Origin of the sequence: Thauera chlorobenzoica (assembly GCF_001922305.1) — a bacterium.
In the GTDB taxonomy this organism is placed as follows: domain Bacteria; phylum Pseudomonadota; class Gammaproteobacteria; order Burkholderiales; family Rhodocyclaceae; genus Thauera; species Thauera chlorobenzoica.
This window is the reverse complement of the sequence record NZ_CP018839.1, coordinates 2,249,061-2,273,470: the sequence shown is the minus strand read 5'-3', so window position 1 is coordinate 2,273,470 and position 24,410 is coordinate 2,249,061. Positions and strand designations below refer to the sequence as shown.

Below are 24,410 nucleotides of genomic sequence, written 5' to 3'. Positions count from 1 at the left end.
GGCCGATATTGTGCGCCGCCGCGATATTCGACGGCGTCGCACCCTCCGCCCCTTCATGCCGGCAAGGACACGACGGAAGGCGGACGGACGGCACACGACCGTCACACAGACAGAATGATATTGACGCTGACGTAAACGTCAACAAAAACCGTATCGACCCAGTCCAATCCGGGCCGCCGCACCCCTGCTCCCAAATATCCGGATTGGAAACAGCGGCGCCAGCTCGCGGTAAACGACTTCGCCCGCCGGAAAAACCGGCGGGCGAAGTGAAAACCCCAACGTGCCCGGCGGCACGGGCAGAGGCTCAGACGCGCTCGATGATCAGCGCGATGCCCTGGCCGACGCCGATGCACATCGTGCACAAGCCGTAGCGGCCGCCGCTGGCTTCGATCTGGCGCATCGCGGTGAGGACGAGGCGGGCGCCCGAAGCGCCGAGCGGATGGCCGAGCGCGATCGCGCCACCGTTCGGGTTGACCTGCGCGGCGTCGTCCGGCAATCCGAGGTCGCGCATCACCCCCAGCCCTTGCGCGGCAAACGCTTCATTGAGCTCGATCACGTCCATCGCCGCGAGCGACAGCCCGGTGCGCTCGAGCACCTTGCGGGTCGCCGGCGCCGGCCCCATGCCCATGATCCGCGGCTCGAGGCCGGCGGTCGCCATCGCCACCACGCGCGCGCGCGGCTGGAGGCCGTGACGCTTGGCCGCGGCCTCGTTGGCCAGCAGCAGGGCCACCGAGCCGTCATTGACGCCGGAGGCATTGCCGGCGGTCACCGTACCGTCGGGGCGGACAACCCCCTTCAGCCGGCCCAGCGCCTCGAGTGTGGTCTCGCGCGGGTGTTCGTCGGCGCTCACGCGCAGCGGCTCGCCCTTGCGTTGCGCAATCTCGACCGTCAGCAGCTCGCCGTCGAAGAAGCCGCGCGCGCGTGCGGCCGCATAGCGGGCCTGGCTGCGCAGCGCGAATGCGTCCTGGTCGGCACGCGCGATACCGTACTGCTGGGCGACATTCTCGGCGGTTTCGGGCATCGAGTCGATGCCGTACTGCGCCTTCATCCGCGGATTGACGAAGCGCCAGCCGATGGTGGTGTCCTCGATCCTGGCACTACGCGAGAACGCGGTGTCGGCCTTTGCGATGACGAACGGCGCCCGGCTCATGCTTTCCACCCCGCCGGCGATCATCAGATCGGCCTCTCCGGCGCGGATCGCGCGCGCGGCGGTCCCCACCGCGTCCATCCCCGAGCCGCACAGCCGGTTCAGCGTCGCACCGGGAACCGAAGTCGGCAGCCCGGCGAGCAGCGCCGCCATGCGCGCAACGTTGCGATTGTCTTCGCCGGCCTGGTTGGCGCAGCCATAGTAGACGTCATCGATCGCCGCCGGGTCGAGCCCCGCGTTGCGTTCGAGCAGGGCCCGGATCGGCAGCGCGGCGAGATCGTCGGTGCGCACCGACGACAGCGCGCCGGCATAGCGGCCAATCGGCGTGCGGATGCCGTCGCAGATGAAAACTTCGGTCATTCAATCGTCCTCCTGAGTACTTCGCTTGGGTAAGAGTCGGGCCCCATCCCGGCCGCGCGTCACACCACCGCAGCCGGGGAGCGGTGAACCGTCCCGGGCGCCTCCTGGGCGAGGCCGGTGACGCCGTGCAGGAAGATGCGCGTCACCAGTGGCCCCATTTCGGCCGAAGACAGCTCGCCTTCGGCGCGCAGCCAGCTGAAGGTCCAGTTGATCATGCCGAACAGCACCATGGTCACGGCCTTGTCCAGGCGCTGGCCGCGCAACCCGGGCTCGATCCCCTCGATGGTATCGGCAAATGCGCCGACGATGCGCCTTTCCTTGTCGATAATCTGCTCGCGCTGCACGGCGTGGAGGAACTTCACGTCCTGCACCAGCACAACATGGAAGCTGCGCCCGCTGACATAAACGTCGAGGAAGCGGCAGATCATGCGTTCGAGCTGGAGGCGGGGCGCGTCGGTTCCGGCGAGCACGTCCTCGACGAGCTTCAGCAGGCGGTCCACATGGAAATCGGCGATGTCGAACAGGATGTGTTCCTTGTCGCGATAATAGTGGTAGAGCAAGGGCTTCGAAACGCCGCAGGTGCGCGCGATCTCGGCCATCGACGTGTTGTGGAAACCTTTTGCGGCGATCAGATCGGCCGCGGCCTCCTGGATCGCCCCGCGCTGCAGTTCGAAGGTGGCGGCTTTGCCTCTGGCCATTGTTCGGGTTCGACTCCTGAAAGCTGCGGCCCGCTGGCGGGCTGCGATCGGTTGAAGACGGCGCCGCGGCGCACGCGACGCCGGGCGTGCACGTTCAGCGCTCGTCGAAGCTGATGACGACTTTTTCGGTGAGCGGGTGGGCCTGGCAGGTAAGAACATAGCCGTCATCGACGTCGGGCTGTTCGAGGGTGAAGTTCTTGTCCATGCGCACCTTGCCTTCGAGCACCTTGGCCCGGCAGGTGCAGCACACCCCACCCTTGCACGAGTACGGCAGATCCATCCCGGCGCGCAGCGCGACATCCAGGATCGACGGATCTTCGGCGCGGAACTCTACATTGCGGCGCAGGCCGTCGGCAATCACGGTGATCGTGGCCTTGGGCGCATCGCCCGGTTCGACGTGGTGCGCCGGCGCCGACTCGGGCACGCCGAAGCGCTCGAAGTGGATGCGCTCGGCGGCGACGCCGCTGGCGAGCAGACCGTCGCGGACCTCGTCGATCATGCCGCCGGGGCCGCAGATGAAGGCGGCATCGATGGTATCGGCCGGCAGCAAGATGTCGGCAAAGGCCGCGACCCGGGCACGGTCGAGGCGGCCGTTGAACAGCGGCACGTCCTGATCCTGGCGCGAAAACACGTGATACAGGGTGAAGCGGGTGAGGTAGCGGTCCTTGAGGTCTTCCAGCGCCTCGGAAAAGATCACGCTGCGCTGGCTGCGGTTGCCGTAGATCAGGGTGAAGCGGCTGTTCGGCTCGGTTTTCAGCGTGGTCTTGATCATCGAGATGATCGGCGTGATCCCGGCGCCGGCGGCGAAGGCGACATAGTGTTTTTCGCTGCCCGGATCGAGCTCGGTGTAGAAGCGCCCCTTGGGCGTCATCACTTCGAGCACGTCGCCGGCCTTCAGGCTGGCGTTGGCCCAGTTCGAAAAGCGCCCGCCGGCGACCTTCTTGATCGCCACCCGCAGCTCGCCTTCGTCGACCGCGCTGCAGATCGAGTAGGAACGGCGCAGCGACTCGCCATTGACGCTGGCCTTGACCGTCAGGTGCTGGCCTTGGGTGAAGCGGTAGTCCTCGGCCAACTCGGCCGGGACCTCGAAGCACAGGCTGACCGCGTCCGGGGTCTCGCGTCGCACTTCGGCCACCTTCAGCGGATGGAATTTGGGGGTCATGCTTGGTCTCCGTTGTCCGTCTGCCCTGTCGGCGGATCAGATCGGCTTGAAATATTCGAAAGGTTCGAGACAGGCCTTGCAGCGCCAGGTCGACTTGCACGCGGTGGAGCCGAACTCCGACAGGCGCTCGGTGTCGTCCGAACCGCAGCGCGGGCAGGCAAGGCGGCGCTTGACGAAGCGGATCGGCTGCGCCGCGCCCGCGGCGGCCTTGCCGCTGGGCGGGACGATGCCGTAGGCGCGCAGCTTCTCGCGCGCGGCCTCGCCGATCCAGTCGCTGGTCCACGCCGGATCGAGCCGGGTCTGGAGGCGGACTTCACCCGCGCCGGCGTTCTCCAGCGCCGCACGGATGGTGTCGCCGATCACTTCGGTCGCCGGACAGCCGGAGTAGGTCGGCGTCACCACCACGGTGACGCCCCCGGGGCGGCAGTGCAGCTCGCGCACGATGCCAAGCTCCACTACCGACACCACCGGCACTTCGGGGTCGGGCACGGCCTCGAGCGCCGCCCAGGCCTGGGCTTCGGTCAGCATGTCCGCACGCCTGCGATATCGGTTATTAGCATCGCCCGCTCACCACTGTGCGCCCGGGTAGGTGCGCTGCATGTGCTGCAGCGTGGCCAGCAGGTGCCCCATGTGTTCGGAATGGCGGCCGAGCCGGCCCTGGCTGCGGAACGGGGTGTTCGCCGGCACCGTCAGCGTGGCCTCCTCCAGCACCGGCAGCACGCTCGCCTGCCAGGCGGCTTCGAGCTCGCTCCAGGCCGGGCCGATGCCGGCCGCAGCGACGGCCGCGTCGGCCGCGTCGGCCGAGAACAGTTCGGCCATGTACGGCCACAGGTAGTCGAGTGCGGCCTGGGTGCGGAGCTGCGATTCGGCAGTGCCGTCGCCGAGGCGGATCACCCACTCGGCCGAGTGATTGAGGTGGTAGCGCGCCTCCTTCAGGCTCTTCGCCGCGATCGCCGCCAGTTCGGTGTCGGTCGAGCGCGCGAGACGCTCCCACAGCAGCACCTGGAAGGCGCTGAAGAGGAAGTTGCGCACCGTGGTGCGGCCGAAATCGTGGTTCGGCAGCTCGGTCAGGGTGAGGTTGCGGTAGTCACGCTCGACGCGCAGGAAGGCGAGCTGGTCCTCGTCGCGGCCCTTGCCTTCGAGCTTGCCGGCGTGGGTCAGGAGCAGGCGGGCCTGGCCGATGAGATCGAGCGCCATGTTGGCGAGGGCGAGATCTTCCTCGATCACCGGCGCGCGGCCGCACCATTCGGACAGGCGCTGACCGAGGATCAGTGCGTTGTCGCCGAGGCGCAGCACGTATTCGAGATGTTGTTGGCTCATGGGGGAAATCCTTGTCTCTGCGAAGTCGGGGCAAAAGGTACCTGGCCGGGAACGGGGCGCCGCTTCCCGGCGGCCCTGCTCACATGTGGTTGACTTCGTCGGGCAGCTTGTAGAAGGTCGGGTGGCGGTAGATCTTGTCCTCGGCCGGGTCGAACAGCTCGGGCTTGGCGTCGGGGTCGGAGGCGACGATGTCGGACGCCTTCACCACCCAGATCGACACCCCTTCGAGGCGCCGGGTATACACATCGCGCGCCACCTGCAGCGCCATTCTCGCGTCCGGCGCATGCACGCTGCCGCAATGCTTGTGATCGAGTCCGTTACGGCTGCGGATGAAGACTTCCCACAGCGGCCATTCCTTGCGTTCCATGTCGGTACTCCTCTACGGGCGGCCTGCCTGCCGCCTCGGGTGGTCGGGATCGGTGAAGACAGTGCCGCTCAGGCGGCCCGTTGCTCGCGTGCTGCCTGTTTCTCGGCGTAGGCGAGGGCGGCCTCGCGCACCCAGGCACCCTCCTCCCAGGCGCGCTTGCGCTCGGCCAGGCGGTCGACGTTGCACTGGCCGTGGCCGCCGACCACGTTCCAGAATTCGTCCCAGTCGATGGTGCCGAAGTCGTGGTGACCGCGCTCGGCGTTCCACTTCAGCGCAGGATCGGGCAGGGTGACGCCGAGCACTTCGGCCTGCTTCACCGTGGCGTCGACGAACTTCTGCCGCAGGTCGTCGTTGGAGATGCGCTTGATGCCCCAGCGCGCGGTCTCGGTGTGCACGCTGTCGTGATCGTGCGGGCCGAACATCATGATCGACGGCCACCACCAGCGATTGACCGCGTCCTGCACCATCTCGCGTTGCTCGGCGGTGCCTTTCATCATCGTCAGCAGCAGATCGAAGCCCTGGCGCTGGTGGAAAGATTCTTCCTTGCACACCCGGATCATGGCGCGCGCATAAGGGCCGTAGCTGCACTTGCACAGCGGGATCTGGTTCATGATCGCGGCGCCGTCGACCAGCCAGCCGACCACGCCGATGTCGGCCCAGGTCAGCGTTGGGTAGTTGAAGATCGAGCTGTACTTGGCCTTGCCCGAGAGCAAGGCTTCATAGAGCTCGTCACGCGACACCCCGAGCGTTTCGGCGGCGGCGTACAGGTACAGGCCGTGGCCGCCCTCGTCCTGCACCTTGGCGAGCAGGATCGCCTTGCGCTTGAGGCTGGGGGCGCGGGTGATCCAGTTGCCTTCGGGGAGCATGCCGACGATCTCGGAGTGGGCGTGCTGGCTGATCTGCCGGACCAGCGTCCGGCGGTAGGCCTCCGGCATCCAGTCCTTGGGCTCGATGAAGCCGCCGGCATCGATCCTGGCGTTGAACTGGGCGACGTACTCGGGATTTTCGGCAGCGCGCGGGCGCTGGGGCGCATCGCTGTCGGGAATGCTGAGGGACTGGGTATACATGCTTCGCTCCTCGTTGGGGGGTGCGCGGTGCAGGCCTTCGGCCGGCCGCGCTGTCGGTATCAGTATCGGTTTCGTGGAGTCAGCTTCTGGGACGACGGTCGATGACGCGCCGGGCCTTGCCGATGGTGACCCGCTCGATGCTGAACGGCTCGCCGACGGCGACCTTGCACGACACCCCGATCAGGCTCTTGATCAGGTGGGTGAGCTCCTTGGCAAGCGCTTCCTTGTGCTCGGGGTGGCGTCCGACCTGGGCTTCCGGGTTCACTTCGACCCGGACCGTGAGGGTGTCCATGTGGCCGTTCTTGTCCACCTCGAGCAGGTAGTGCGGCGCCAGCTTGGGCATCTTGCAGATCAGCTCCTCGATCTGGGTCGGGAACACGTTGACCCCGCGGATGATCAGCATGTCGTCGCTGCGCCCGGTGATCTTGGCCATCCGCCGCATGCTGCGCGCAGTAGGCGGCAGCAGGCGGGTGAGGTCCCGGGTGCGGTAGCGGATCACCGGCATCGCTTCCTTGGAGAGCGACGTGAACACCAGCTCGCCCTCGGCACCGTCGGGCAGCACCTCGCCGGTCATCGGGTCGATGATCTCGGGATAGAAGTGGTCCTCCCAGATGGTCGGGCCGTCCTTCGTTTCGACGCACTCGTTGGCCACCCCCGGCCCCATCACTTCGGACAGGCCGTAGATGTCGACCGCATCCATCCCCGAGCGCGCCTCCATCGCCTCGCGCATCGCCGGCGTCCACGGCTCGGCGCCGAAGATGCCGATCTTGAGCGAAGTGCTCTTCGGATCGATGCCCTGCGCCTCCATCTCGTCGAGAATGGTCAGCATGTAGGACGGCGTCACCATGATGATCTTCGGCTTGAAGTCCTGGATCACCTGGATCTGCTTCTCGGTCTGCCCGCCCGACATCGGCACCACGGTGCAGCCGAGCTTCTCCGCGCCGTAGTGCGCCCCCAGGCCGCCGGTAAACAGCCCGTAGCCGTAGGACACGTGCACCATGTCGCCGGGGCGTCCGCCCGAGGCGCGGATCGAGCGCGCCACCACCGTGGCCCAGGTATCGATGTCCTTCAGCGTGTACCCGACCACCGTCGGCTTGCCGGTGGTGCCGGACGAAGCATGGATGCGGGCGACCCGCTCGAGCGGCACCGCGAACATCCCGAACGGGTAGTTGTCGCGCAGGTCGTGCTTGGTGGTGAACGGGAACTTCGCCAGGTCCTCGAGCGTGCGCAGGTCGTCCGGATGCACGCCCTTGGCATCGAAGGCCTGGCGATAGTGCGGCACGTTGTCGTACGCGTGGCGCACGCTCCATTGCAGCCGTTCGAGCTGCAAGGCGCGCAGCTCGTCGGCGCTGGCCGTCTCGATCGGCTCGAGCTGCGCGGGCGCGTAGCGGTTGATCGGCATGGTCTCCTCCTTGGTGTGCTTGATCAATCGATATTCGATAGGTGCGTGCCGCCCTCGCCCGCCACGATCACCGGCCGCCCCTTCTTCCGGTACGACTTGCCGCGCAACAGCGCGACCAGCTCACCGGCCTGGTTGGTGACGCGGATGTCGTACAACCCGGTGCGCCCGGAAGCCTGCACTTCGTGCGCTTCCGCGGTGAGCACGTCGCCCAGCCGCCCCGGGCGCAGGAAATCCAGACTGATGCCCGAAGCCACGGTCTGCTCGTTGCAGGCGTTGCAGGCATAGGCGAAGGCGGAATCGGCCACCGCGGTGATGAAGGCGCCGTGACACGCGCCCAGGCCGTTGAGCATGCGCTCCTCGACCGTCATGGTGAGGCGCGCATAGCCCGGGCCGATCGCCGCGATTTCAATTCCCAGTCCGCGCGAAGCGTGGTCGCGCGCATACATCGACCGGCCGACCTGTTCGGCCACGGCCTGGGCATCCTGTGCCTGCGGTGTCGGGCTCGTCTTGTTCATCCCATCCTCTTCATTGCAATGCGGGTACGCAACCCGCCGAATGTGCACATCCGCCGACCATCGGCTTCCATGTTCCCGTCGGCCAGGAGCCGCGGAAGCGGCCGTTCAGCGGCCCTTGAACTGCGGCGCACGCTTGTCCATGAATGCGGCCACCCCCTCGCGGTAGTCTTCCGAACGCCCGCAGGCCGACATCAGGTCGCGCTCGACGTCGAGCTGGGCTTCGAGGCCGCGCAGCGAGCTCTCCCAGATCGCCTTCTTCGTCTGCGCGTAGCCGAAGGTCGGCCCCTGCGCGAGCTGGCGCGCAACCGCGCCCACCGTGCTCATCAACGCGGCATCGTCCACCGTCTTCCAGATCAGCCCCCACTGCTCGGCCTGCTCCGCGCTCAGGCGTTCGCCGAGCAGGGCCAGGCCCAGGGCGCGCGCCGGCCCCAGCAGGCGCGGCAGGATCCAGGTGCCGCCGGTGTCGGGAATCAGCCCGAGCTTGCTGAACGCCTGGATGAAGCTCGCCGAGCGCGCGGCGAACACCAGGTCGCAGGCCAGCGCGATGTTCGCCCCCGCCCCTGCGGCGACGCCGTTGACGGCGGCGATCACCGGCAGCTCGAGCGCGCGCAGCGCCAGCACCAGCGGCTTGTAGTTCTTTTCCACCGACGCCCCCAGGTCGACCGCCTCGCCGCCGGGCGCGACGTTGCGGTCGGACAGGTCCTGGCCGGCGCAGAAGCCGCGCCCGGCGCCGGTGAGCACGAGCACGCGGACGCTGCCGTCGGCCCGCCCTGCACGCACCCGCGCCAGCGCTTGGCGCAGCTCGTCGTGCATGCGGTCGTTGAAGCTGTTGAGCCGCTCCGGACGGTTCAGCGTCAGGGTCGCGACCCCGTCCTCGACTTCGAAAAGAATCGTCTCCATCGCCTCGTTCATGTTCCCTGTCTCTCCATGCAGCGGGGCCGGGATGCAATGATGCCCACAGCGCCTCGTTTATAAATTTGACCGATCGGTCAATCAATAGTAGTCTTGAGCTACATCAAAAGACAAGCACTTTTTTCCCCCGAGACCTTGCCGGCACAAAATTTTTGTGCAGCCCACACTATTTCACCGTGCGTGCCGGCCTGACCACCCCAAGGAGACGACCATGAGCCACCCTCTTTTCGAAGCCCACAAGCCGACCCTCGACGCTGCCCTCTCCGCCCTGCACACGCGCGGCTACTGGAGCCCCTACGCCGAAACGCCCAGCCCGCGGAGCTACGGCGAGGACGCCGCCGAAGCCGGCAAGCGCGCCTTCGAAAGCCACCTCGGCCGCGACTTCGTCCTCGACCAGCCGGGTCAGGCCGGCTGGGCCGCGACCGAGCGCTCACCCTACGGCATCGCCCTCGACGTACGCTACCCGGTCTGCGCGCCCGATGCCCTGGTACGTGCCGCCGAAGCGGCGATGCCCGGCTGGCGGCAGATCGGTGCCGAAGGGCGGGTCGGAATCTGCCTGGAAATCCTCCAGCGCCTGAACCGGCGCAGCTTCGAGCTCGCCCACGCGGTGATGATGACCACTGGCCAGGGCTGGATGATGGCCTTCCAGGCCGGCGGCGCGCACGCCCAGGACCGCGGCCTCGAAGCGGTCGCCACCGCGTGGGACGAGATGAGCCGCATCCCCGCCGAGGCGGTGTGGGAAAAGCCCCAGGGCAAGAACCCGCCGCTGCGCCTGCGCAAGCACTTCGAGATCGTCGGTCGCGGCGTCGCACTGGTGATCGGCTGCGGCACCTTCCCCACCTGGAACACCTATCCGGGCCTCTTCGCCGCGCTCGCCACCGGCAACCCGGTGATCGTCAAGCCTCATGAAAACGCCATCCTGCCGGCGGCGATCAGCGTCGCCATTGCCCGCGAAGTGCTCGCCGAACAGGGCCTGGACCCCAACCTGGTGACGCTCGCGGTGGTCGACGACCCCGCCGCCACCCGCCACCTTGCCACCCACCCGGCGGTGAAGTCGATCGACTTCACCGGCAGCACCGCGTTCGGCAACTGGCTGCTCGACCATGCCCGCCAGGCTCAGGTGTATGCCGAACTGGCCGGCGTCAACAACGTCGTCATCGAGTCCACCGACAACTACAAGGGCATGCTGAAGAATCTCGCATTCACCCTGTCGCTGTACGCCGGCCAGATGTGTACGACGACCCAGGCGATCATCGTCCCCGCCGGCGGCATCGACACCGACCAGGGCCACAAGCGCTTCGACGAAGTCGCCGCCGACCTCGGCGCCGCGGTTGCCCGCTTCCTCTCCGACGAGACCGTCGCCACCGCGGTACTGGGCGCGATCCAGTCGCCCGCCACCCTCGCCCGCATCGACCAAGCCCACGGCTTCGGCCAGGTGGTGCTGGCCTCGAAGGCGCTCGTCCATGCCGAGTTCCCCCAGGCGCAAGTGCGCACGCCGGTGATCGTCGCCTGCGACGCCGCCGACGAGGCCGCCTATATGGAGGAACGCTTCGGCCCGATCAGCTTCGTCGTGCGCGCGGCCGACGCCGACGCCGCGCTGCAGCTGTCCGAGCGCATCGTGCGCGAGCGCGGCGCGCTGACGGTGGGGCTGTACTCCACCCGCAGCGCGGTGATCGAGGCCATGACCGAAGCGACGCTGCGCGCCGGCGTGGCGCTGTCGCTGAACCTCGCCGGCGGGGTGTTCGTGAACCAGTCCGCGGCGTTCTCCGACTATCATGGTGTCGGCATGAACCCGGCCGCCAATGCGAGCTACGCCGACGCCGCCTTCGTTGCCAACCGGTTCCGCGTCGTGCAACGCCGTTACCATGTCGACTGAACCCGCCTGAAAACGCCCCCGGAGGAAAACGACCCATGCCCTGCTACGAAATCGACGGCGTCCGTCCCGTCATCCACCCCACCGCCTTCGTTCATCCGGATGCGGTGCTGATCGGCGACGTCTTCGTCGGGCCGGGCTGTTACGTCGCCCCGCAAGCCTCGCTGCGCGGTGACTTCGGCCGCATCGTGCTCGAAGAAGGAAGCAACGTGCAGGACGCCTGCGTCCTGCACGGCTTTCCCGAAATCGATACCGTGGTCGAGCAGAACGGCCACATCGGCCACGCCGCGGTGCTCCACGCCTGCCGCGTCGGGCGCAACGCCCTGATCGGCATGAATGCGGTGGTGATGGACTACGCCGAAATCGGCGAAGGCAGCATCGTCGCCGCCTGCGCCTTCGTGAAGGCCGAGATGAAAGTGCCGCCCGGCATGCTGGTGGCGGGCGTACCGGCCAAGGTGCTGCGTCCGCTGACCGATCAGGAGCGCGCGTGGAAGATCGTCGGCACCGAGTGCTACCACGCGCTCGCCGCGCGCAGCCTCGCCACCCTGAAGCCGTGCGAGCCGCTGCGCGAAGCCGACCCCGAACGCCGCCGCTTCGAGATGCCCGACATCGTGCCGCTCAGCGAAGCACGCCGGCGCGCCGGCTGAATCCGTTGCACAGGGGCGCTGCGGCGCCCTTTCCTGTTCACGCCTCCGGGCCGGTGCGGGCCGCCCCCGCGCCGGACGCGGTCCGCGCGAAAGGATAGGGCCACTCGTCGCGGTCCTCCGAGAACAGCTGCGCCACCAGCCCGCGCAGCCAGCGGTTGCGCGCATCGTGATGGTAGCTGCGGTGCCAGTGCTGGTAGAGCTCGATGCACGGGATCGGCAGCGGCGGCTCGACCATGCGGATGTTGGCACCGATCGACGAAAAGTAATGGCCGATCGCGTGCGGCACGGTCACGATCAGGTCCGATTTGCCGACGATCACCGGCAGGCTCATGAAGTGCGGCGTGCGCAGCACGATCCGGCGCTCGATGCGCTGGCGCTCGAGGAATTTTTCGAACACTTCCTGGCTGCGGCCTTCGGCACGCACCACGGCATGGCCGAGTTCGAGAAACTGCTGCAGGGTGATGCGCTCGTCACGCAGCGGGTGATCGGCCCGCAGCAGGCAGACGAAACGATGGTCGAGCAGCTTCTGGCGGTAAAAACCGGCAGCGTCGAGATCGGGAAAGTAGCCGATCGCCAGATCGATCTCGCCCGCCGCCATCGCCCGCGACAGCTCGCTCGGCGTCACCGCGACCGAACGCAGCGTCGCCTGCGGCGCCAGATGGCGCAGGCTGTCGAGGATGCGGGGCAGGAACACCATCTCGCCCACGTCCGACATCGCGAAGGTGAACTCGCCCACCACCTGCTGCGCATCGAAGCGGTCGCCGGCGAGGATCTCGGTGTCGACCTTGGCCAGCACTTCGCGCGAGCGTGCCGCGAGCGCCTGGGCGCGCGCGGTCGGCGTCATGCCGATAGCGGTCTTGATGAACAGCGGCTCGCCGAAGATCCGCCGCAGGCGCCCGAGCGCCGTGCTCACCGTGGGCTGGCTGACGCCGAGGGCCAGCGCCGCAGCACTGACGCTGCCGGCGTCATGGACGGCGAGCAGCACGCGCAGCAGGTTCAGATCGAAGTCACGCACGGCAGACGGTTATCAAGAATCGAGATAAGGGTAATCGGATGATTGCTATTGTGCCCCAGCCCTCCACGTTTTTTAATGGCCAAAATAAAAAAACGAATAACAGCCCAATCCCGGGCCATTACGGAGGAGAAGCCGACATGCATTTTTATCCCCCTTGTACTCCCCGCTGTTCGCAGCCGAGCCGGAGCGCCCGATGAACGCCGCCGAACTGTTGTGCGCCGGCCGCGCCGATGCGATCGCGCTGATTGAAGGCGACACCCGGCTCGATTACGCCGCACTGCGTGCGCTGTGTATCCGCAACGCCGCCGCATGGATCGACGCGGGGATCGTTCCCGGCCAGCGCTGCGTCGTTTCGCTGGCCGACGGCATCGACTGGGCAGGCGCCTTTCTCGGTCTGATCTGGGCCGGTGCGCAGCCGATCTCGGTCAATCCCCGCACCCGCGACGCACAGCTGCGCGAACTGGTGGACGACGCCGGCGCGGTCGCACTGCTGCTCGATGACGCGCGTGCCGCCAGCCTGGGCGATGCGCGCGCGATCGGGCTGACGGCATGGCGTCAGCGCACGGCGGCCGCGACGCACACCCCCACCGCCATCGACATGGACGAGGATGCACCTGCATTCCTGCTCTACTCCTCGGGCACCACCGGCAAGCCGAAGGGCGTGATCCATGCGCAGCGTGCGGTCAAACACGCCCACGTGTTCGCCCGCGACATCCTCGGCGCCCGCGCCGAAGACCGCTTCTATTCGAGCTCCAAGCTGTTCTTCGCCTACCCGCTGGCGAATTCCTTTTTCGCCGGCCTGCGCCTGGGAGCGACGGTGATCCTCGATCCGGCCTGGCCCGACCCGCAGCAGGTCGCGGCCACGGTGGAGAAGCACCGCCCGAGCATCTTCTTCAGCGTGCCGACGCTGTACCGCCGCCTGCTCGATGCCGGCACCGCCTTTCCCGCGCTGCGCGCCGCGGTATCCGCAGGCGAAGCCTGTCCGCCGGCGCTCGCCGAGGAATGGGCCGCGCATACCGGCGTCGAGCTGGTCAACGGCTACGGCACCACCGAGACCCTGTCGCTGATGCTCTACCGCACCCAGGCGATGCCGGCGCTGTGCGCGAGCCCGCTGACCGACGTGGTCGAGGAAGACATCCCGGGCAACGAGGGCAGCCGCCTGCGCCTGTGGTTCTCCCACCCGGCGATCGCGCTCGGCTATTCGCGTGAAGTGACCCACGATACGGCACGCTTCGGCAACGGTGCGTTCTCCCCCGGCGACGTCTTCCGCCCGGCGGAGCACAGCGAAGGGTGGCAGTTCGCCGGCCGTACCGATCAGCTGGTGAAGGTGTTCGGGCGCTGGGTGGACGTGCTCGCGGTGGAGAACGCGCTGCACGAGCGCCTGAAGTCGCAGGTCAACGAACTCTGCGTCGTGCCATCCCAGGCCGACGACGCGGACGTGATCCGCCTGCACCTGTTCGCCGTGCCCGGCAGCACGCCCGAAAAAGAGCTCCTGCGCACCGCCCGCGAGGCGATCGAGGCCTTGCCGCCTTACCAGCGTCCGGAGTCGGTGCATCTGGTGGAGGATTTTCCGCGCACCGACACCGGCAAGCTCAGGCGCGGCGAATTGGCCAAGAGCCTGCCGGGCTGACCTCGTGCCGACCCGGCGGAGGGGGGCCGGCAAACGGGGCAGCCGCGGGCAGGGCGCCCCGTTTACCGCGCGAGCGCGCGCTCGACGCTGGCGATCTTGTCTTCCATGCTCTGCTCGCGGTCGGTGCGGGTGCCGAGCCGGATCGTGCTGGTGATGCGCGGCGCGCCCATCTCATGCACCACTTCGTGGCAGCGCTTGACCGCCGCCATCACCGCATCCCACTCCCCCTCGATGTTGGTTCCGTAGGCGTGGAGCTGGGATTTCAGCCCGGCCTCGGCGATCACGCGCTCGCACGCGGCGACATAGCCGGACACGGACAGTCCCACCCCGAGGGGGACGACACACAGATCGACGATCACTTTCATTGGAGCGACTCCGGAAAAATGCAGTCTTGAATGCGCTGGCCGCGGGCACGGCCCTCCTCCCGCGGCATGCTACCTCAAGACCCTCCACCGGCGTAGGGCCGGACCGCCAGGGCGGGGCCATGCGGCCTCGGCCCGGTGCGCGGATCAAAGCCGGGTCAGCGCGACCTGGATCTGCGCCAGCAACCACTGCAGGGCGGGATTGGCTTCGTGCCGGGGGTGCCAGTACAGGCGCACTTCGAACTCGGGCAGCTTGAACGGCGCCTCGAGCATCACCACCTCGCTCTGCGCACAGAAGGTCGCCGCCACCCGCGACGGCAGCATCACCACCAGTTCCCCCTGGGCGATCAGCTGCGGGAGTGCGGTGAAGTACGGCAGATCGATCGCGATCTGGCGCACCACGCCCAGTTCGGCGAGCACATCCTCGGCCAGCCGGTGCCCGGAAAAGGTCGATGACACCGCCACATGGCGGGAGGCCAGGAAGTGCTCGACGCTCATCGCACCGATCCTTTGCGCATGACGGCGCCCGACCAGGCAGACATAGCGCTCGCGAAACAGCAGCGAGCTGCGGCCCCGCCCGCGCAGCGTGGGCAGATGACCGAGCGCCGCATCGATCTTGCCGGCGGCCAGGCCATTGATGATCTCATCGACCGGAACCTGCTGGATTTCGAGACGCAGCCCGGGAGCCAGCGGCCGCAGATGGATCTCCAGCGGCGGCAGGAAGGACATGCTGCCGATATCGGACATCGCCAGGCTGAAGCTGCGGGTCGTCGTCGCCGGATCGAAGCGGTGCGGCTCTTCGAGTGCGGCATCGACGCTCGCCAGCGCATCGACGAAACGCGGATACAGCCCATGGGCGCGGGGGGTCGGGCGCAACACCCGCTGCTCGCGCACGAACAAGGGGTCGGCGAGCGCCTCGCGCATGCGCCCCAGTGCGTAACTGACGGTCGGCTGCGACAGCGACAGGCGCTGCGCCGCCGCGGTCACGCTCTGGGTTTCATAAATGGCGACGAAACTCCGGACCAGATTGAGGTCGAAAGCATTCATTTATCTAATGCATCTATATGTAACATACACAGCATATATTGTTTCGATATTACTCCAAGAGTAGCCTTTGCCCCCTTGTGGCTTTCGCGCTCGACGTCGACCGGGTGAAACCGGTTCGCACGCCTCCGTGCCGATACTGCAACCTCGAGCACCACGACAAGTTAAACGATGAGGAGACACCACCGATGAAGAACTTCCGCACCACGCTGGCCCAAGCCGTCATGCTGCCCGCCCTGCTCATTCCGGCGCTGCCTTCTGCCGCTGCAGACAAGCCGGTGGAACTGCGTTTCGCCAACTGGCTGCCGCCCCAGCACGCGCTGGCACGCACCGGCTTCGAGCCCTGGGCCAAGTCGGTCGAGGAAGCTTCCGGCGGTTCGATCAAGGTGACGCTGTACCCGGCGCAGCAGCTGGGCAAGGCCGCCGATCACTACGACATGACCCGTGACGGCATCGCCGACATGGCCTGGGTCAGCCCGGGCTACCAGGCCGGCCGCTTCCCGATCTATGCCGCCAGCGAGCTGCCCTTCCTGTTCAGCACCCCGGGAGCCGGCTCGGCGGCGGTCGATGCCTGGTACCGCGCCTATGCCGACAAGGAAATGGGCGACGTCAAGTTCTGTTTCTCGCACATGCACGTCGGCACGCTGCACTCCAAGCAGCCGATCACCGACCCCGACCAGCTCAAGGGCATGAAAGTGCGCCCGGCCAACGGCACCGTCGCCCAGACGATGACCGCACTGGGCGCGACCAACGTCCAGGTGTCCGCCCCCGAAGCCCGGGACGCGCTCGACAAGGGCGTCGCCGATGCCATCACCTTCCCGTGGAATTCGCTGATCACCTTCAACGTCCACCGCGCCGCCAACCACCACACCGACATGCGCCTCTATGCCGCCAACTTCGTGTGGGTGATGAACAAGCGCTGGTACGACAACCTGTCCGGCGGCCAGCGCAAGGTCATCGACGACCACTGTAACAACGAATGGGCCGGCCGCGTCGGCACCGCCTGGGGCGACGAAGAAGACAGCGGGCGCGACAAGCTCGTCGCGATGGGCGACCAGAAGCTGGTGCCGCTCACCGATGCGCAGCTGGGCAAGTGGAAGCAGGCGGTTCAGCCCGTCTACGACGTGTGGGCGAAGAGCCTGCCCGGCGGCAATGGCGCAAGTGTTCTCGACGCCCTGAAGAAGGAAATCGCCAGCCGCAACGCCGGCCTGTAAGGCCGCATCGCCGGGCCTCCTGGTCCCGCGCCCCCGGCCCCGGCCCTTTCCCCGGGGCCACTCGCCACCCCGGTCCCCGGACCGGGGTTCGCCGCTTCGTGCGGCCCCAGCCACTTTCCGGAGCCTGCATCGGCATGAAGCAGATCCTTGCCCTCACCGAGACCCTGGCCGCCGTCTTCCTGCTGCTGATCGCGCTGCTGACGGCCACCAACGTCCTCGCGCGCGAATTGTTCGCCGCGACCATTCCCGACTGGTTCGACGGTTCGCGCCTGCTATTGGCCATCGCCATGTTCTGGGGGATCGCCCTCGCCACCCACCGCGGCAGCCACATCAGTGTCGACATCCTGTGGGAGCACCTCGGCGCGGTCGGCCGTCGCCGCCTCGAAATCGCCGTCACCGCTCTGTGCGTGGCCTTCTTCGCACCACTGGCATGGATGGTGTGGGTCAAGGTGGGCAGCACCGGCACCCAGGCCACCTCCGATCTGCGCCTGCCGCTGATCTGGTTCTATCCGGTCGCCGCGCTCGGCGCCACCGCGACCGCGCTGCTCGCATTGCACCGCTTCGCCGTGCTGTGGGCACGCCACTTGGAAACGATGAAAACGGAGAATCAACATGGATCGTGACCTGGTCGCCCTCGCCGGCTTCGTGGCGATGTTCGTCCTGATGGTGCTGCGCGTGCCGATCGGCGTCGCCATGGGCATCGTCGGCGTGCTCGGCTTCGGCCTGCTCACCGGGTCCTACCCGGCGCTGAACCTGTTCGCCAGCGTCCCGCTGTCGGTGCTGACCGACTACAACCTGTCGGTGATCCCGATGTTCATCCTGATGGGCGCCTTCGCCTCCCACTCGGGGCTCAGCCAGGAGCTGTTCACCGCGGGCCGGATCTGGTTCGGCCATCGCCGCGGCGGTCTCGCCTACGCTTCGATCGCCGCCTGCGGCGGCTTTGCCGCGATCAACGGCTCGTCGGTGGCGACCGCGGCGACGATGAGCCAGGTCGCACTGCCGGAGATGCGCCGCGCCGGCTATGCGCCGGGCTTTTCCGCCGGCCTGATCGCCGCGGGCGGCACCCTCGGGATCATGATTCCGCCTTCGGTGATCTTCGTCCTGTACGGCATCATGACCGACACCGACATCACCCACCTGTTCGCCGCCGGCGTCGTCCCCGGCCTGCTCGGGGTGCTGTTCTACTTCCTCCTCGTGCAGTACCTGGGCTGGCGCAATCCCGATCACCTGCCGGTCGGCGAGATGCACCCCTGGAGCGAGCGCCTGCGCTGCATGGGCGGCCTGTGGCCGGTGATCGTGCTGTTCTCGGTGGTGCTCGGCGGCATCTATGGCGGCTGGTTCACCGTGCAGGAGGGCGCCGGTGTGGGCGCCGCCGGCACCCTGGCGATCGGGATGGTGCGCGGCAAGCTGCGCTGGCCGCAGATCAAGCAGGCCCTGATCGATGCGCTGCGGATTTCCTCGGCGATCATGCTGATCGTGGTCGGCGCCTACCTGTTCGGCTATTTCCTGACCGTGACCCAGTTCACCCAGAAGGCGGTCGAAACCCTGGTGCACCTGCCGGTCGGCCCCTACGGCGTGCTCGCCCTGATCCTGGTCGGCTACTTCATCCTCGGCGCGGTGATGGACGAGCTGGCGATGATCCTGCTCACGGTGCCGATCGTGTTCCCGGCGATGATGCAGCTCGGCTTCGACCCGGTGTGGTTCGGCGTGATCACGGTAATGGCGGTCAGCTTCGGCATGATCACGCCACCAGTCGGGATCAACGTCTTCGTCATCAACTCGATCGCCGGAGACATCGCCCTGACCAAGATCTACCGCGGCGTCGCCGCCTTCCTCGCGGTGGACGTGGTGCGCCTGGTGCTGCTGTGCGCCTTCCCGATCCTGTCCCTGTGGCTGCCGGGAACCCTGAAGTAAGCTGATCGGCCCTCTGCCCGGCGGCGTCAGCGCGCGCCGTCGGGCGCGCGCGGCGCATCCCCTGCCCCGCCCTCGCCGAACAGCGCGATCAGCAGCTCCCGCAGCCAGCGGTGTCCGGGGTCGTGCTCGGCGCGCCAGTACCAGTACAGGCGGACATCGAAGGCCGCGGTCGCCAGCGGCGAATCGAGGGCGACAAGCTCGCCGCGCTCGACGAAAAGACGCGCCATGCGCGAAGGCACGAGCGCGGCCAGATCGGTGCGCGCGAGCACCCCGGGAAGCACCAGGAAATGCGGAATCACCAGCCGCACACGCGACTCCAGGCGCTGCTGCTGCAAGGCCCGGCGGGCTTCGGCGTGCGGGCGCACGAGGACGTAGTCGAGGGCGGCGGGGTCGAGCCCGGCGCCGGCTCCCGCAAGCGGGTGATCGCGGCGCAACACAATCACGTAGCGTTCGCGCAGCAGGCGGTGCTGGGAAACATCGGCCAGCGGCGGCAGGTAGCCAACCGCGAGGTCCAGCGCGCCGCTTTCGAGCCCTGGCAGGATCGCCTCCAGCGCCATCTGCTCGACTTCGATCCTCAGTCCCGGGGCACGCTGCTGCAGCACATCCATCAACGGCGGCAAGAAGACCAGCTCGCCAATATCGGTCATGTACAAGCGGAACGTACGCGAAGATGACGCCGGCTCGAAGTGATGGATCTGGTGGATCGCCGCATCGAGCGCATGGAGCGCCCCCGCCACCGTCCTCCCCAGCTGCTCGGCCATCGCCGTCGGCATCACCCCGCCCGGGGCACGCACGAACAGCGGATCCTTCAGTTCCAGGCGCAAGCGCCGCAAGGCATGACTGATCGCCGGCTGCGACAGCCCAAGCCGGGTCGCGGCACGGCTGACGCTGCGCTCGCGATACACGGCATCGAACACCTGGAGAAGGTTGAGATCCATGGCTCGATTATGCATCCGCTGCATATCCAAAATGAAGTTCATCTAATGGATAGATAAAAACAGCTGACCTATAGTAAGTCTAAATCAGCTCACCCATCCCTCTCCCACACGGAGCTCCGCCATGGAAGTGTCATTCAGCAAGGAACTCGAGCAACTCAGGCAGGGGGCGGGAAGCACCTTCCACGGCGAAGGCATCCTGGCAATCACCAAGGCCCTGCTCCAGTCCGGCGTCGCCTACGTCGGCGGCTACCAGGGCGCACCGGTGTCTCATCTGCTCGACGTGCTGGTGCAGGCCGAGGACCACCTCGCCGAGCTCGGCGTCCATGTCGAGGCCTGCTCCAACGAGGCTTCGGCGGCGGCGATGCTGGGCGCCTCGATCCACTACCCGCTGCGCGGCGCGGTGACCTGGAAGTCGGTGGTCGGCACCAACGTCGCCGCCGATGCGCTCTCCAACCTGGCCTCGCCCGGGGTGCGCGGCGGCGCGCTGATCATCATCGGCGACGACTACGGTGAAGGCGCCAGCGTGGTCCAGGAGCGCACCTACGCGTTCGCGATGAAATCCTCGCTGCTGCTGATCGATCCCCGTCCCGAACTCGAGGTGATGGTGCGCATGGTCGAGGAAGGCTTCGCCCTGTCCGAAGCGTCGAACACCGCAGCCTTCGTCCAGCTGCGCATCCGCGCCTGCCATGTGCGCGGCAGCTTCGTGTGCAAGGACAACATCGCCCCCGCGGTATCGCGCCGCGCCCTGATGAGCGACCCCGCAGCATTCGACTACGGCCGCCTGACCCACGCCCCCTCGATCTTCGAGCACGAAAAGATCAAGACCGCCGAACGCCTGCCGGCGGCCCGCCGCCACATCCTCGAGCGCGGCCTCAATGAACTCTTCGCCGGCACCCGCGAGGACGTCGGCATCATCGTGCAGGGCGGGCTGTACAACGCCCTGATCGGCGCTCTGCAGCAGTTCGGCCTCGCCGACGCGTTCGGCGCCTCTACCCTGCCGATCCTGAACCTGAACGTGACCTACCCGCTGGTCCCCGAGCAGATCGCCGGCTTCTGTCGCGGCAAGCAGGCGGTGCTGGTGGTCGAGGAGGGCCAGCCGGAGTTCATCGAGCAGGACGTCGCCCTCACCCTCCACCGCCACGGCCTCGCCACCGCGGTGCACGGCAAGGACGTGCTGCCGATGGCGGGCGAATATTCGGTGGAAGCGATCGCCCGCGGCCTCGCCCCGTTCCTCACCCGGCGCGCCCCCGACCTCGAGCTCGGCGCCGGCCTGCACTGGCTGGCCGAACTGGACGCGCGCCGCGGCGCAGTTGCCGCCGCCCTCGAAACCGGGCTCGGACGCCCCCTGCCGGCGCGCCCGCCGGGCTTTTGCACCGGCTGCCCGGAGCGCCCGGTGTTCGCCGCGGTGAAGCTCGCCCAGCAGCGCGTCGGCAAGGTGCATATCGCCGCCGACATCGGCTGCCATTCCTTCGCCACCTTCGAGCCGTTCAGCCTCGGCCACACCATCCTCGGCTTCGGCATGAGCCTGGCGAGCCGCGCCGGCGTGTCGCCGATGATCGAAGGACGCACCCTGGCGATCATGGGCGACGGCGGCTTCTGGCACAACGGCCTGCTCACCGGGGTGGAGTCGGCGCTGTACAACGGCGACGACGCGGTGCTGGTGATCCTCAAGAACGGCTACACCTCGGCCACCGGCACCCAGGAAATCATTTCCTCCCCCGACGAAGAGGTCAAGGCCGCCGCACCGAACAAGCAGCAAAGCCTGGTCGATCGCAACGTCACCATCGAGAAGACCCTGCGCGGCATCGGCGTGCGCTGGCTGCGCACGGTCGACAGCTATCGCGTCGATGCGATGCGCAAGACCCTGGAAGAAGCGTTCACCACGCCGTTCGCCGGCCTCAAGGTCATCATCGCCGAAGGCGAATGCCAGCTCGAGCGCCAGCGCCGCAGCAAGCCCTGGGTCGCCGGTCGGCTCAAGCGCGGCGAGCGCGTCGAGCGGGTCAAGTACGGCGTCGACGAGGACGTGTGCTCGGGCGACCATTCCTGCATCCGGCTGTCGGGCTGTCCGACCCTCACCCTCAAGGACAGCCCCGACCCGCTCAAGCCCGATCCGGTGGCGACGGTGATCGACGGCTGCGTCGGCTGCGGCCTGTGCGGCGAGAACGCCCACGCCGCCACCCTGTGCCCTTCCTTTTACCGCGGCGAAGTGGTGCAGAACCCGGGGCCGGCCGAACGCCTCCTCCATCGCCTGCGCCAGGCCGTGATCCGCATGCTGCAACCCGCCGGAGAATGACGCCATGACCACCGCCACCACCTTCGCCTCCGCCTCCGTCGCCCCGAGCGTCCGCCGCCCGTTCACCATCCTCATCGCCGCCCTCGGCGGCGAAGGTGGCGGCGTGCTCGCCGAGTGGCTGGTGGAACTGGCTAACCGCTGCGGCTACCCGGCACAGAGCACGTCGATTCCCGGCGTCGCCCAGCGCACCGGCGCCACCACCTACTACGTCGAAATCCACCCCGAGCCTCTCCCCGCCGGCGCCCCGCATCCGGTGCTCGGGCTCGCCCCGACCCCGGGGCGGATCGACCTCTTCATCGCCTCCGAACTGCTCGAGGCCGCCCGCCACGTCCATTCGGGCATGATCAGCGCCGAGCGCACCCTGGTGGTGGCCTCGTCCTCGCGCAGCCTGACCACCACCGAGCGCATCAGCCTGGGCGATGGCCGCCTCGACAGCACTCAGCTGATCGATTTCATCCGCCGCTTCAGCCGCGACTGCGTCGTGTTCGACATCGCCGCCACCGCCCGCAGCGCCGGCACCGTGCCGAGCGCGACGATGTTCGGCGCAATCGGCGGCACCGGCCTGCTGCCGTTCGCCCGCACGGACTGGGAAGAGGTGATCCGCGCCTCGGGCAAGGGCGTCGACGCCAGCCTGCGCGGTTTCGCCCTCGCCTGGCAGGCGAGCGCGCCCGAGCGGACGAGCGGCGCCGCGGGCGCGCCCGACAGCGGATCCGCACCGGCGCCGGGCACCGCTCCCCCGGCAGCAGCCCCCGCCGCGATCGCCGGCTTTCCGGACCCGGTACAGGACATGCTCGTCCCGGGGCTGGCACGCGTCGAACACTTCCAGGACAAGGCCTACGGCCGCCTCTACCTCGAGCGCGTCCGCCGCATTCACGCCGCCGAATGCCGTGCCGACCCGGAGGCCCGCCACGGCTTCGCCCTCACCCGCGAATTCGCCCGCTACCTGGCACTGTGGATGGCGTTCGACGACGTTGTGCGCGTCGCCGAGCTCAAGTGCAGTGCCCGCCGCTTCGAGCGCGTGCGCCGTGAAACCGGCGCCCGGCCCGACGACCTGCTGCGCATCGTCGATTTCCTCAAGCCCGGCATCGCCGAAATCGCCGGCTTGCTGCCGCCGGCGCTGGAGCGCAGGCTGAAGCGTTTCGAGGCCCGCCGGCGGGCGGCGGGCAAGCCCGCGCTGGAGTTCGCCCTCAAGCTCGACGCCACCAGCCTGCGCGGCTTCCTTGCCCTGCGCACGCTGGCGGCGCTGCGCGGCCTGCGCCGCCATGGCGCCCGCTTCGCCCACGAACAGGCGATGATCGAGCGCTGGATCGGAGCGATCGAACACGCCGCGGTCGAGGACTGGGCGCTGGCCAACGAACTGACCCTGTGCGCCCGCCTGATCAAGGGCTATGGCTCGACCAACGAACGTGGCAAGGAAAACCTGCTCCACATCCTCGACCACCTGCCCGCCGGCATGGCCGCAGACGAGCGCCTGGCCCTCGTCCGCGGCGCGCGCGAAGCGGCCCTGGCCGACGAGGAAGGACGCGAGTTCGATCGTGTGTTGCGCGACAGCGGCCTGCCAGCCCGGCCGCCCAAGGCTCAGCCGCTGCGCTTCGTGCGCCGCAGCGAACTCGGCCGGGGCGGCGCCTGAATCCGCCCGCCCGCGCCGCGCCCCCCGCTCCGGACGGGCGCCGCCGCGGGTATTGGCGGCAGCAGCGCCGGATCGGCCTCGCGCCACTGCCCCGGCGCCAGGCCATCGAGCCGGAACGGCCCGACCGCGACCCGAAGCAGGCGCAAGGTCGGATAGCCGACTGCCGCCGTCATCCGCCGCACCTGGCGGTTCCTGCCTTCGCGCAGCACGATCTCCAGCCAGGTGGTGGGCACGGTCTTGCGAAAGCGCACCGGCGGATCGCGCGGCCACAGCCAGTCCGGCTCCGCCACCCGGCGCGCTTCGCAGGGACGGGAACGGAAATCGCCGAGATCGAGCCCGGCGCGCAGGCGCGCCAGCGCCGCCGGGTCGGGTTCGCCCTCGACCTGGACGAGATACGTCTTGGGGAGCTTGTGGCGGGGGTCGGCAATACGATGCTGCAAGGCGCCATCGTCGGTCAGCAGCAGCAGGCCTTCGCTATCGGCGTCGAGGCGGCCGGCAGCATAGACGCCGGGCAGCGGCACATGATCCTTCAAGCTCGCCCGCCCGGGCTCGGCGGTAAACTGGCACAGCACACCGTAAGGTTTGTTCAGAAGCAGCAGACGAGTCATGCAGAGGCCGCAGGAAGAAGCATCGGAGCGAAGCGCGGCTGGATCCCGCGGTAATCATCGCGGCCAAGCCCGATGATCGACAAGCTGGCGGAAGAGGTGGGATTCGAACCCACGGATGGCTCTCACCATCGCCGGTTTTCAAGACCGGTGCATTCAACCGCTCTGCCACTCTTCCCGCGAAGCGCTCGAGGCTATTGCAGCCTGGCAGCGCAGCCACGCCTCCGGAGGCCGCGCAGTATAGCATTGCCAAGGCCTCATCCAAGCGGGAACGCGCCGGCACAAAGTTGCCGCC

The 24,410-nt window shown here is 68.0% G+C and carries 23 protein-coding genes and 1 tRNA gene; 8 read left to right on the top strand and 16 right to left on the bottom strand.

Translation table 11 applies throughout. The features are described 5' to 3' along the window. Positions 1-304: 304 nt before the first annotated feature. The 10 genes from pcaF to paaG form a co-directional block, all read right to left on the bottom strand. Positions 305-1,507, bottom strand: coding sequence for a 3-oxoadipyl-CoA thiolase (gene pcaF, locus Tchl_RS10565; RefSeq protein ID WP_075148371.1), 1,203 nt, complete (start codon positions 1,505-1,507; stop codon positions 305-307). A gap of 59 nt (positions 1,508-1,566) precedes the next feature. Continuing rightward, positions 1,567-2,205 carry a TetR/AcrR family transcriptional regulator gene (locus Tchl_RS10560; protein ID WP_075148370.1) on the bottom strand — a complete coding sequence of 213 codons (639 nt, stop codon included), beginning with the start codon at positions 2,203-2,205 and terminating at the stop codon, positions 1,567-1,569. A 94-nt stretch (positions 2,206-2,299) separates the two neighbouring features. Next, on the bottom strand, positions 2,300-3,367 hold the full coding sequence (gene paaE, locus Tchl_RS10555) for a 1,2-phenylacetyl-CoA epoxidase subunit PaaE (RefSeq protein WP_075148369.1): 1,068 nt from the start codon (positions 3,365-3,367) through the stop codon (positions 2,300-2,302). A gap of 36 nt (positions 3,368-3,403) precedes the next feature. After that, positions 3,404-3,895, bottom strand: a complete 492-nt coding sequence (gene paaD / locus Tchl_RS10550) for a 1,2-phenylacetyl-CoA epoxidase subunit PaaD (RefSeq protein ID WP_075148368.1) — start codon at positions 3,893-3,895, stop codon at positions 3,404-3,406. 39 nt (positions 3,896-3,934) lie between these two features. Then, positions 3,935-4,687 (bottom strand): 1,2-phenylacetyl-CoA epoxidase subunit PaaC, encoded by a 753-nt coding sequence (paaC, locus tag Tchl_RS10545; protein ID WP_075148367.1) that lies wholly within the window; start codon positions 4,685-4,687, stop codon positions 3,935-3,937. Between the two features lie 79 nt (positions 4,688-4,766). Further along, a complete protein-coding gene (paaB, locus tag Tchl_RS10540) occupies positions 4,767-5,054 on the bottom strand; it encodes a 1,2-phenylacetyl-CoA epoxidase subunit PaaB (protein WP_075148366.1) in 288 nt (95 codons plus the stop codon). Positions 5,055-5,122: 68 nt separating this feature from the next. Next, positions 5,123-6,121, bottom strand: a complete 999-nt coding sequence (gene paaA / locus Tchl_RS10535) for a 1,2-phenylacetyl-CoA epoxidase subunit PaaA (protein ID WP_075148365.1) — start codon at positions 6,119-6,121, stop codon at positions 5,123-5,125. Positions 6,122-6,200: 79 nt separating this feature from the next. Next, a complete protein-coding gene (gene paaK, locus Tchl_RS10530) occupies positions 6,201-7,523 on the bottom strand; it encodes a phenylacetate--CoA ligase PaaK (protein ID WP_075149688.1) in 1,323 nt (440 codons plus the stop codon). Between the two features lie 23 nt (positions 7,524-7,546). Beyond that, positions 7,547-8,038 carry a hydroxyphenylacetyl-CoA thioesterase PaaI gene (gene paaI / locus Tchl_RS10525; RefSeq protein ID WP_075148364.1) on the bottom strand — a complete coding sequence of 164 codons (492 nt, stop codon included), beginning with the start codon at positions 8,036-8,038 and terminating at the stop codon, positions 7,547-7,549. Between the two features lie 105 nt (positions 8,039-8,143). Beyond that, positions 8,144-8,950, bottom strand: coding sequence for a 2-(1,2-epoxy-1,2-dihydrophenyl)acetyl-CoA isomerase PaaG (gene paaG / locus Tchl_RS10520; RefSeq protein ID WP_075148363.1), 807 nt, complete (start codon positions 8,948-8,950; stop codon positions 8,144-8,146). Positions 8,951-9,161: 211 nt separating this feature from the next. Here paaG and paaN point away from each other — a divergent pair, with 211 nt between their 5' ends. Both paaN and paaY read left to right on the top strand, forming a co-directional pair. Beyond that, complete coding sequence (gene paaN, locus Tchl_RS10515; RefSeq protein WP_075148362.1) at positions 9,162-10,826, top strand: phenylacetic acid degradation protein PaaN; 1,665 nt, start codon at positions 9,162-9,164, stop codon at positions 10,824-10,826. A gap of 35 nt (positions 10,827-10,861) precedes the next feature. Continuing rightward, entirely contained in the window at positions 10,862-11,470 is a 609-nt protein-coding gene (gene paaY / locus Tchl_RS10510; protein WP_075148361.1) for a phenylacetic acid degradation protein PaaY, read from the top strand. 37 nt (positions 11,471-11,507) lie between these two features. Here the strand turns inward: paaY and Tchl_RS10505 are convergent, their stop codons facing one another. After that, a complete protein-coding gene (locus tag Tchl_RS10505) occupies positions 11,508-12,485 on the bottom strand; it encodes a LysR family transcriptional regulator (RefSeq protein ID WP_075148360.1) in 978 nt (325 codons plus the stop codon). A 193-nt stretch (positions 12,486-12,678) separates the two neighbouring features. Here Tchl_RS10505 and Tchl_RS10500 point away from each other — a divergent pair, with 193 nt between their 5' ends. Next, positions 12,679-14,115 carry a class I adenylate-forming enzyme family protein gene (locus Tchl_RS10500; protein WP_075148359.1) on the top strand — a complete coding sequence of 479 codons (1,437 nt, stop codon included), beginning with the start codon at positions 12,679-12,681 and terminating at the stop codon, positions 14,113-14,115. Between the two features lie 62 nt (positions 14,116-14,177). On the opposite strand, the gene Tchl_RS10495 is transcribed toward Tchl_RS10500, so the two are convergent. Further along, positions 14,178-14,480, bottom strand: a complete 303-nt coding sequence (locus Tchl_RS10495) for an MTH1187 family thiamine-binding protein (protein ID WP_075148358.1) — start codon at positions 14,478-14,480, stop codon at positions 14,178-14,180. Between the two features lie 144 nt (positions 14,481-14,624). Beyond that, positions 14,625-15,524, bottom strand: a complete 900-nt coding sequence (locus Tchl_RS10490) for a LysR family transcriptional regulator (RefSeq protein ID WP_075148357.1) — start codon at positions 15,522-15,524, stop codon at positions 14,625-14,627. Positions 15,525-15,709: 185 nt separating this feature from the next. Here Tchl_RS10490 and Tchl_RS10485 point away from each other — a divergent pair, with 185 nt between their 5' ends. The 3 genes from Tchl_RS10485 (at position 15,710) to Tchl_RS10475 (ending at position 18,649) form a co-directional block, all read left to right on the top strand. Further along, complete coding sequence (locus tag Tchl_RS10485; RefSeq protein ID WP_083945215.1) at positions 15,710-16,735, top strand: TRAP transporter substrate-binding protein; 1,026 nt, start codon at positions 15,710-15,712, stop codon at positions 16,733-16,735. 134 nt (positions 16,736-16,869) lie between these two features. Continuing rightward, positions 16,870-17,358: a TRAP transporter small permease gene (locus Tchl_RS10480; protein ID WP_075148356.1), complete on the top strand. Its 489-nt coding sequence runs from the start codon at positions 16,870-16,872 to the stop codon at positions 17,356-17,358. Further along, the gene (locus Tchl_RS10475) at positions 17,348-18,649 is read left to right on the top strand and encodes a TRAP transporter large permease (RefSeq protein ID WP_075148355.1); all 1,302 of its coding nucleotides are present in this window, start codon (positions 17,348-17,350) and stop codon (positions 18,647-18,649) included. The genes Tchl_RS10480 and Tchl_RS10475 overlap by 11 nt, the downstream gene beginning before the upstream one ends. A gap of 26 nt (positions 18,650-18,675) precedes the next feature. Here the strand turns inward: Tchl_RS10475 and Tchl_RS10470 are convergent, their stop codons facing one another. Beyond that, the gene (locus Tchl_RS10470) at positions 18,676-19,587 is read right to left on the bottom strand and encodes a LysR family transcriptional regulator (RefSeq protein ID WP_198158940.1); all 912 of its coding nucleotides are present in this window, start codon (positions 19,585-19,587) and stop codon (positions 18,676-18,678) included. Positions 19,588-19,708: 121 nt separating this feature from the next. On the opposite strand from Tchl_RS10470, the gene Tchl_RS10465 reads away from it, so the two are divergent. Both Tchl_RS10465 and Tchl_RS10460 read left to right on the top strand, forming a co-directional pair. Beyond that, entirely contained in the window at positions 19,709-21,880 is a 2,172-nt protein-coding gene (locus Tchl_RS10465; RefSeq protein WP_075148353.1) for a thiamine pyrophosphate-dependent enzyme, read from the top strand. Positions 21,881-21,884: 4 nt separating this feature from the next. Next, the gene (locus tag Tchl_RS10460; protein ID WP_075148352.1) at positions 21,885-23,510 is read left to right on the top strand and encodes an indolepyruvate oxidoreductase subunit beta family protein; all 1,626 of its coding nucleotides are present in this window, start codon (positions 21,885-21,887) and stop codon (positions 23,508-23,510) included. On the opposite strand, the gene Tchl_RS10455 is transcribed toward Tchl_RS10460, so the two are convergent. Together Tchl_RS10455 and Tchl_RS10450 are read right to left on the bottom strand one after the other, a co-directional pair. Beyond that, positions 23,459-24,118 carry a pseudouridine synthase gene (locus Tchl_RS10455; RefSeq protein WP_075148351.1) on the bottom strand — a complete coding sequence of 220 codons (660 nt, stop codon included), beginning with the start codon at positions 24,116-24,118 and terminating at the stop codon, positions 23,459-23,461. The genes Tchl_RS10460 and Tchl_RS10455 overlap by 52 nt on opposite strands. An 85-nt stretch (positions 24,119-24,203) precedes the next feature. Further along, a tRNA-Ser gene (locus tag Tchl_RS10450) sits at positions 24,204-24,293 on the bottom strand. Between the last annotated feature and the right edge of the window lie 117 nt (positions 24,294-24,410).